Consider the following 8,819-nt stretch of genomic DNA (forward strand, 5'->3'; position numbering starts at 1 on the left):
CGGGAGAGTCTCCGAACTGCTTGAGTTTCGAGCTACGCGCTCTTCACAACTACTGATTCGATTACGTTAGCGGCGTCTTCAGCCTTGTCGGTTGCAGTTTCCAGTACTTCGTAGAGCTCTTTCTTTTTAATCAGCGTAATGGGATTGGTCTCAACTTCGAATAGTTGAGCGATGGCTCCGCGAGCGATGCGGTCGGCCTCGTTCTCCAGACGATTAATTTCGACACAATACTGGAGCACATTGTTCTTCTTCTCCAGGTGAGCCACCGCCTGGCAGAGCTGTTCCGACTGACGGACGATCACATCCGCAAGCTGAGGAGAGGAGGGCGTAAAGTCTGTGATCTTGTACATCACCAGGCGCTCGCCGGCAGCGTGCACAAAATCCAGCACGTCGTCGATTGAAGAAGTCAGTTCGTGAATGTCTTCGCGATCAAAGGGGGTAATGAAAGTCTGATTGAGCTTCGTCAGCAGGGCATGCGTCATTTCATCGCCGCGATGCTCGATCGTTTTTAGTTGTTCTACTCGGGTCTCGACGTCCTTCATGTCCTGCAGAATCGCCTTCAACAGCCGCGCACCATCCGTAAGGTTATTGGCCATCTCGGAGAACATTTCGAAGAACTTCGTCGTCTTTGGAATGAATCGAACCATTTGTTAGCACGCCCATTATTACGAATTGATGAATATTTCACGCATCAGGTTCTTCGGTCAAACCAAGGTCGCGCACGATTTCCACGCCAACTCATGTCTTCATCACGCGCAGCTAAGTTAGCTTCACCCCATCAGGTAATAAGGGCGTTGCACAAAAAGCACTCAGCGTCTCCAACCTGTTGCAGACCAAATGCTGAGTGCTGGATGCTTTCTTAGTTAAGACGGGCTCTCGACAGTCTCCAGCGGACTGGAGCGCTCGCCCGTTCCCGGACGCTCCACCTGGAATCGTAACTGGTGTTTTCGCGAATCCGCATCAATCACGACGTGATCGCCGTGCAGGATCTCTCCGTCCAGGATCTTCATCGCCATCGGATCCTGCACCAGGCGCTGGATAGCCCGCTTCAATGGGCGCGCGCCGTACGCACGGTCATAGCCTTCTTTGAAGATCATCTCCTTCGCAGACTGAGTAAGTTCGATGGAGATTCGGCGATCGGAGAGCATCTTGCGAAGATCCGCCAGCCGCAGATCGACGATGCGCACCAGCTGTGCCTCTCCCAGGGGACGGAACAGAATGATGTCATCGACCCGATTCAGGAACTCAGGACGGAAGTGTTCCTGCACTACATTCATCACCTGCGCACTCGCGCTCTCGAACGACTCCGGCGTCTTTAACGCGTCGGCATTCAGGTACATCGCGCCTAAGTTCGAAGTCATAATGATGACAGTGTTCTTGAAGTCAACAGTCCGGCCTTTGCTGTCCGTTAGGCGCCCATCATCGAGGATCTGCAGCAACAGATTGAACACATCATGGTGTGCCTTCTCGATCTCATCGAACAGAATTACCGAATATGGACGGCGACGCACGGCTTCAGTCAACTGACCGCCTTCGTCGTAGCCCACGTACCCCGGAGGAGCTCCGATCAAGCGGGCAACTGCGTGCTTCTCCATGTACTCCGACATATCGATTCGGATCATGTTGTGCTCGTCATCGAAGAGAAACTCGGCGAGGGCACGTGCCAGCTCGGTTTTTCCGACGCCGGTTGGTCCAAGAAAAATGAAAGAGCCAATTGGACGCCGGGGATCGCTCAAACCCGCGCGCGATCTGCGAATAGCGTTCGAGACGCGCTCCAGCGCTGCATCCTGACCGATGACGCGTTCTCGCAGCCGCGCTTCCATGTTGACCAGCTTCTTTACCTCGCCTTCCAGCATCTTCGAAACGGGAATGCCGGTCCACTTGGAGACAATTCGAGCAACGTCCTCTTCATCCACCTCTTCTTTAAGCATGCGGCTTACAGGACGGACTCCGTCGCTTTCCGCGCTGAGACGCTTCAGCTCGTCCTCCGCTTGGCGAAGCAGACCATAACGGATCTCTGCCACGCGCTGCAGATTGCCGCGGCGCTCTTCCGTCTGCTCCTCTATCCTCAGCTTTTCAATGCGCTCTTTTAGCTCCTGAATCCGCTGGATTGCCTGCTTCTCTTCTTTCCAGCGCGCTTTCAGAGCGTTGGCTTGCTCACGAATTTGAGCCAGTTCCTTTTCGAGGTCGGCAAGGCGCTCCTTCGAATTGGAATCCTTTTCGCGCTTCAACGCCTGCCGCTCGATTTCCAGCGATGTCGCCTTGCGCTCAAGCTGATCGATCTCGGTCGGCATGGAATCAATCTGAATGCGCAACGAGGCCGCTGCTTCATCGATAAGGTCTATCGCTTTGTCGGGCAGAAAACGATCGGAGATGTACCGATGCGACAGTGTCGCCGCCGCCACGATTGCCGAATCCTTGATACGAACGCCATGATGAACCTCATAGCGCTCTTTCAGCCCACGCAGGATCGAAATCGTGTCTTCCACATTGGGTTCGCCCACGAAGACGATCTGGAAGCGCCGCTCGAGGGCTGCGTCTTTCTCGATGTACTTGCGGTATTCGTTCAAGGTGGTGGCGCCAATCGCACGCAATTCTCCGCGTGCCAAAGCCGGCTTGAGCATGTTCGAGGCGTCAATGGCGCCTTCCGCGGCGCCGGCGCCGACCAGAGTGTGCAGCTCGTCGATAAACAGAATCATCTGTCCTGATGAGTCCTCGATCTCCTTCAGTACAGCCTTCAAACGATCCTCGAATTCGCCGCGATACTTCGCGCCGGCTAACATCGATCCGAGATCGAGAGAGACTACACGCTTGTTTCTGAGAATCTCAGGAACGTCGCCGGAAACAATGCGCCGTGCTAGTCCTTCAACAATTGCAGTCTTGCCTACGCCAGGTTCCCCAATCAGTACAGGGTTGTTCTTCGTGCGGCGAGAGAGCACCTGGATTACGCGGCGGATCTCCTCGTCCCGTCCAATCACCGGATCCAGCTTTCCCTTGCGGGCCAGTTCAGTGAGGTCTTTGGCGTACCGCTCCAGTGCCTGATATTTGGCTTCGGGGTTCTGGTCAGTCACTTTCTGTGATCCGCGCACTTGCGTGAGCGCCTGCAGGATCTTGTCGTGCGTTGCTCCGGCACCTTTGAGCAGTCGCTGAGCAGGTTCATTCGAAAGCTGCGAGAGCGCCAGCAGCAGATGCTCAGCCGAGACATATTCGTCCTTAAATGTGTCAGCCTGCTTGAACGCCGAGTCCATCCCCTTCTGCAAAGCCGGTGACATGGCCGGCTGCGCTGCCGCTCCCGAAACCTTTGGCAGCTTGCGGATCTCAGCGTTGGCTTCGCTGAGCAGCTTCTCCGGCCCTACGCCAATTCGACGTAGTACGGGAACAACAATACCTTCCTGGTCCTCCAGCAGCGCTGCGAGAAGATGAATCGGCAAGAGCTCAGGATTGCCATTCTCCGAAGCCAGTTCGCTGGCCTTCTGCACGGCCTCCTGCGATTTAAGAGTCAATTTGTCCCAACGAATTGCCATAAAAATTCCTCGTCAAAAACGCGTGCTGAAAAAGATTTTGCGGTGAGAGGAGCGAAAAAGAAACGGGAGACGGGCGCTGGGCCCAATCTCCCGTCTCAAACCAAATGTACTCCTTTTTTGATTAGGCTGCGCTCTTGCCCTCTGCTTTGGTGCCCTCGAGCGTCTTCTTGCCGCTGCCAACGCTGCCGCTGCCGATGTTCACTTTGATCTGCTTCGGCTTGGCTTCTTCACGCTTCGCCAGCTCAAGCTTCAGTACACCGTTTTCATAGCTGGCATTCACGTTCTCAGTATCGATCGTGTTCGGCAAAGTGAAAGAACGGGAGAAGCTGCCATAGCGGCGCTCAATACGCTGGAAGTTTTCTTCCTTCTCTTCCTTCTCGAATCTGCGTTCGCCGCGGATCGTAAGCGTATTGTTCTCGACCTGAACATCCAAGTCTTCCTGCTTCACGCCCGGAATTTCGAGCTTCAGCGTGAGCTTGTGTTCGTCTTGATAGACATCGACTGCAGGTACGAAGCTGCCGCTGCTGGTGAGTTCATCCTGGCCACGTCCGTAGTCCTGGAACAGGCCATTGACGCGATTCTGCAGAGTCGCGAGTTCGCGGAAGGGATCCCAACGCGTGATAACCATTTGTTTCAAGCCTCCTGATGTTTTTTACAAAATCTGAACGTTTAGCCTTGTCGGCTCACTATCTTAGATGCTGTCTAAGCACAACAGAATCATAAAATATTAGTATCTTACTGTCAACAATAAGAGCAATGATTGATTTCCTTATATTTCAACGTCTTAGCGACCACAAACGCGATGCGAGTACTGGCAGATGGCTATGCAGATCGCTATAAGTTACCCCTAACATCGTCCGGTTTCGGACAGAGCGTCCCATCTCTGAAGCGTAGTTGCGCGAGCGCAAGCTATTTGGTCCCAAAGATCCGCTTTTTGTTTCTTGCACTTACATGTAGGAACCGGTCGGCAGCTCAGTTGCGTATTGTTCCCGGAAGGAATTCTTCAGGGAAGTTGCGAGGGCGCATGAAGCAACACCGGGAAGCCATTCTGTTCTCGACACTGCTGAGCTGCTTGGTCCTGTTTTGCGGATTTGTAGGACGAGGTGAGTCGGTTAGCGTTCGATCCGCTGAAGACAGCATTACGCGTCACATCGCGCAGCTTCGGTCGAAAGAAGCCCAGGAGCGCGCTGCCGCAGCTTATTGGCTCGGCAATCGCGGAACTGCAGCTGAGCGAGCCATTCCCGCTTTGGTAGACCTTCTTGGTGATCAGACGCCCATTGAGGTCTCGAAATACCGCAAGCCGGATACGTTCGATGTGCGTAAGCTGACCCTGGGCGAGGAAGTGGCCTCAGCTCTGGTCAATATTGGGAAATCGTCAACGGACGCGCTGATCAAAACGCTGATCACGTCTCCTGAACCTCACGCCAGAGAGAATGCTGCTTGGGCTCTCGGGGCCCTGCATCGTCGCCAGTTGATCTAATTTCCTCTCCGCTGTTGTCATTCCGAACCGCCGATTCGCCACGCGTAGAATCGAATTTATGGAAGATCGTCGTCCTTTGCGCCTTACGGAGCAGGTGAAGGCCGCAGGTTGAGCGTCGAAGCTGAGTCCGGCGGCGCTGGACAAGGTGCTTGGGAAATTAGCCCGGCAACATGACGAGAACCTGCTGGTCGGCTTTGATACGGCTGACGATGCGGCCGTGTACCGCCTGAACGACGATCTTGCTTTGGTGCAGACCGTCGATTTCTTCACGCCGATCGTCGACGATCCCTATATCTTCGGCCAAATCGCGGCTGTGAACTCGCTCAGCGATGTCTATGCCATGGGCGGGGAGCCGATGAATGCGCTGGCCATAGTCTGTTTTCCCGAAGCCGGAGACCTCGAAGTGCTTGGAGAGATGCTCGCCGGCGGCCTTTCCAAGATGCAGGAAGCCGGCTGCATCGTTGCCGGTGGCCACAGCGTTCGTGATCCTGAAATGAAACTTGGCTACAGCGTCACGGGACGCGTCCATCCTAAGAAGTTCTGGGCGAATGCGAAGGCCAGAGTTGGCGATGCGTTGATTCTTACCAAGCCGATTGGAACTGGAGTAATCTCAACCGCCATAAAGCGCGGAGAAGCAAAGAAGGAATGGATAGACGGCGCCATGGCCTCGATGACAAGACTGAACCGGCGTGCAGTCGAGGTCATTCATCAGGGCGGCTTCGAGGTTCACGCTGCTACTGACATCACTGGCTTCGGCGTGATTGGGCACGCGCGCGAAATGGCGCTCGGAAGCAAGACTAGCATTCGTATCGAATCCAAATTGATCGAACTCCTGCGCGGTGCCTTGGAATGCGTGCAGCGCGGATTCATTCCCGGCGGCCTGAAGACCAATCGCGAGTTTGCAGAAAGCTGTGTCGCTTACGAAAGAGGCATTCCGGAAGATCTGAAAACTTTGCTCTATGATCCCCAAACTGCCGGCGGCCTGTTGCTTTCTGTTCCGGGCAGGATCGTTAAGGGCCTGATTGCCGCAATGGAAGTCGCCGGAGTGCCGGCGGTGCGGATGGGCGAGGTGCTGCCGAAAGGTGAGAAGCTGATCGAGGTCGTCTGATTATGGTGAGTAGTGCGGCTGAGCGCCGACTGCCGATAGCCGAGCGCCCGGTTTATCCTATTCCGTCATGCCAACTGCAACCCGCGTAGATCCGCTTTCGTACCTCACCGATCAAATTAATCAGCTCAAGGAAAAAGGCACTCACTTCAAGCTCCGCGTGCTCGAAGACGAGCAGGAGCCGGTGTGCACATTTGACGGCAAGAAAGTCATCAATCTTGCCTCAAACAATTATCTAGGACTGACGACGCATCCCAAGCTGCGCGAGGCGGCGCTGGAAGCGACAAGAAAGTACGGCGTCGGATCCGGCGCCGTGCGCACGATCGCGGGCACGATGCGCATCCACATTGAGCTGGAAGAGAAGATCGCGCGCTTTAAGAACGTCGAAGCCTGCGTCGTTTTTCAGTCTGGATTCGCAGCGAATGCAGGAACCGTTTCAGCGATTCTGGGAAAGGAAGACTTCATCATCTCCGACGAGTTGAACCATGCCTCGATTATCGATGGCGCGCGACTCTCGCGGGCGAAGATCCTGGTCTTCCGCCACAAAGACACCGCTCATGCCGAAGAACAGCTCGCTTCGGTGAAAGATCAGCCGGGACAGAAGCTGCTGATCATCGACGGTGTCTTCTCCATGGATGGCGACATCGGGCCTCTGCCCGCGCTCTGCGATCTTGCGGAGAAGTATGGCGCGATCATGATGGTCGATGATGCCCATTCATCAGGCGTACTCGGCCGGAACGGCCGCGGCACCATCGATCACTTTAAGGTTCACGGTCGCGTGGACATTCAGGTCGGCACTCTGTCGAAAGCGATCGGAGCTCTGGGCGGATATGTCTGCGGCACTCGTGAGCTGATCGATTTTCTCTATCACCGCGCGCGGCCCTTTCTGTTCTCGACCTCCCATCCGCCATCGGTCGCAGCGACCTGCATCGCGGCCTTCGAGGTCCTTGAGCAGGAGCCGCAGTTAATGGAGAAACTCTGGGAGAACACGCGCTATTTCAAAAAGGAACTCGGCAATCTGGGCTTCAATATTGGCGGAAGGAACACTCCAGCGAGTGAGACGCCGATCACGCCGGTCATTGTCGGAGATGGAAAATTAGCGATGCAGTTCTCCCGCGAGCTATTTAACGAAGGCGTAATGGCGACTGGCATCGCATTCCCAACAGTTGCCGAAGGCAAAGCCCGCATTCGCACGATCATGACTGCCAAGCACACACGCGCGCAGCTTGATCAGGCACTGGCTACATTCAAGGAAGTGAGTAAGCGATTAGCGATTCTTTAAAAGGCCGTTGCTTGTCAATTGCTCGTTGTCTTTGCTTGCTGTTTCTCAGGCGCGCCGAGCTGCTTTTTGAGCAATGCTACGGCCATCGAATAGCAAGTGTCTCGTTCCTCGCGCAGGTCTTCTGCTGTTGGCAAGCACTTCTGGTCAGGAGTTACACCCTTCGCTTCTAAATCCTCGTTATTTGGAAACAGGATTTTCCCGACAGAGATCTGCACCCCAAATGGCACAACTCGATCTGTGCCCAGCTGCTCATGAAAAAATCTGGATGAAACCACTCTTCCGGCAGTCTGGTCGCCTATGACAGTAGCTTTGTGCTTGAGCTGGAAATAGCGCGCAAAGATTTCGGCTGCGCTTGAACTTTGACTGTCTACGAGGATGACCATGGGAACCGAATAAGCTCCTCTCGCTGGCTTGAGCTTTCGGGGCTCGGTACCTTTACGAGTCAGCACATCCGCCATGTTGTCCGGTTCGGAAATGAAGTGGCTGGCGAACGATGCGAGGGCGTCCTCTCTGCCTCCGAAGTTACCTCTCATATCAATGATGAGTGCCTTCGCCTTGCCTGCGAGTGTGGCGAAGCTACCGATCGATTCGGGCTCCAGCATGAATGTCTTGACCGCAAGATAGCCGATGTCGTCGTTTTCCTCCGCCTTGGTGAAACGGAACTCTTCTTCCTTCTCTGCGTTCTCAGAATTCTTGATTAAATCCCAGATATTCAGGTCATTGTTCATGTCGAAGACCATTGTGCTCGAGATGATCTTCGCGGGAATCCTTAGCTTCTGCGGAGCGCTCTTTCCGCGCATGAATACAAGCTCGAGCTGGCTCACGGGCTGGAGCGCATGGAAGAAGAGCATCATCTTGTCGAAGGATTGGCGTTCTGCGTCGAAGCCGTTGACTAGAACAATGCGGTCTCCGAGCTGAAGTCCGGCTGCTTGCGCCTGGCCTTTTTCCTTGATCTTGGTTACATATATCTCGTTTCCATACGCCTTCGCCTCAAAGCCGAATTGCGGAACCGAGACGTGACCCGGAGACAGGAACATCGTATGCGAATCGTTTAAACGATCCACTAAGCCGAAAATCGTTGTGTAAATCTGCCCAACGGACTGCGCCTTGTCGATCATCTCGACCGCCTGAGCATTGAGCTCGGTCCAATTCAGGCCTTTGAGATTGGGATCGTAGTAGTTCTTCTCAATGTCCTTGGAAACAATCTTCAGGATCTGTTTAGCTCGGGCTTTTTCGTCCCCAAGCGAGTCGGCGAAAGCAAGTGTGGCAACAAGCAACAGAACGACGCAAACCGAAATTCTTCGAATGGGCAAGAATCGTCTCCCGAAAAACACGCGACAGATTACTGTGGCCGGCGGCGTTCTGTAAATCAGAAATTCCGTTCGGCTGATTACGCAAGTGGCTTCCCGAAAGCAGCCAGTTGAGCTT

General features: G+C 54.5%; 7 protein-coding genes. 3 read left to right on the forward strand and 4 right to left on the reverse strand.

All coding sequences use genetic code 11. The annotated features are described in order from the left end of the window. Window positions 1–32 precede the first annotated feature (32 nt). The 3 genes from DMG62_08770 to DMG62_08780 form a co-directional block, all read right to left on the reverse strand. A complete protein-coding gene (locus DMG62_08770) occupies window positions 33–647 on the reverse strand; it encodes a DUF47 domain-containing protein (GenBank protein PYY23449.1) in 615 nt (204 codons plus the stop codon). Between the two features lie 216 nt (window positions 648–863). Further along, window positions 864–3,524 carry an ATP-dependent chaperone ClpB gene (gene clpB, locus DMG62_08775; GenBank protein PYY23450.1) on the reverse strand — a complete coding sequence of 887 codons (2,661 nt, stop codon included), beginning with the start codon at window positions 3,522–3,524 and terminating at the stop codon, window positions 864–866. A gap of 121 nt (window positions 3,525–3,645) precedes the next feature. Continuing rightward, the gene (locus tag DMG62_08780) at window positions 3,646–4,152 is read right to left on the reverse strand and encodes a molecular chaperone (GenBank protein ID PYY23451.1); all 507 of its coding nucleotides are present in this window, start codon (window positions 4,150–4,152) and stop codon (window positions 3,646–3,648) included. 174 nt (window positions 4,153–4,326) lie between these two features. On the opposite strand from DMG62_08780, the gene DMG62_08785 reads away from it, so the two are divergent. From DMG62_08785 to DMG62_08795, 3 genes are all read left to right on the forward strand, one after another. Then, window positions 4,327–5,004: a hypothetical protein gene (locus DMG62_08785; GenBank protein PYY23452.1), complete on the forward strand. Its 678-nt coding sequence runs from the start codon at window positions 4,327–4,329 to the stop codon at window positions 5,002–5,004. 58 nt (window positions 5,005–5,062) lie between these two features. Next, the gene (gene selD / locus DMG62_08790) at window positions 5,063–6,112 is read left to right on the forward strand and encodes a selenide, water dikinase SelD (protein PYY23453.1); all 1,050 of its coding nucleotides are present in this window, start codon (window positions 5,063–5,065) and stop codon (window positions 6,110–6,112) included. A gap of 67 nt (window positions 6,113–6,179) precedes the next feature. Next, a complete protein-coding gene (locus DMG62_08795) occupies window positions 6,180–7,391 on the forward strand; it encodes an 8-amino-7-oxononanoate synthase (protein ID PYY23454.1) in 1,212 nt (403 codons plus the stop codon). Window positions 7,392–7,405: 14 nt separating this feature from the next. Here the strand turns inward: DMG62_08795 and DMG62_08800 are convergent, their stop codons facing one another. Further along, the gene (locus DMG62_08800) at window positions 7,406–8,704 is read right to left on the reverse strand and encodes a hypothetical protein (GenBank protein PYY23455.1); all 1,299 of its coding nucleotides are present in this window, start codon (window positions 8,702–8,704) and stop codon (window positions 7,406–7,408) included. Between the last annotated feature and the right edge of the window lie 115 nt (window positions 8,705–8,819).

It is taken from the genome of Acidobacteriota bacterium (assembly GCA_003225175.1).
GTDB lineage: Bacteria > Acidobacteriota > Terriglobia > Terriglobales > Acidobacteriaceae > Gp1-AA112.

Coding starts and splice junctions, on each gene's coding strand:
- DMG62_08770 (PYY23449.1), bottom strand. CDS start 647: ATGGTTCGATTCATTCCAAAGACGACGAAGTTCTTCGAAATGTTCTCC.
- clpB (PYY23450.1), bottom strand. CDS start 3,524: ATGGCAATTCGTTGGGACAAATTGACTCTTAAATCGCAGGAGGCCGTG.
- DMG62_08780 (PYY23451.1), bottom strand. CDS start 4,152: ATGGTTATCACGCGTTGGGATCCCTTCCGCGAACTCGCGACTCTGCAG.
- DMG62_08785 (PYY23452.1), top strand. CDS start 4,327: ATGCGAGTACTGGCAGATGGCTATGCAGATCGCTATAAGTTACCCCTA.
- DMG62_08795 (PYY23454.1), top strand. CDS start 6,180: ATGCCAACTGCAACCCGCGTAGATCCGCTTTCGTACCTCACCGATCAA.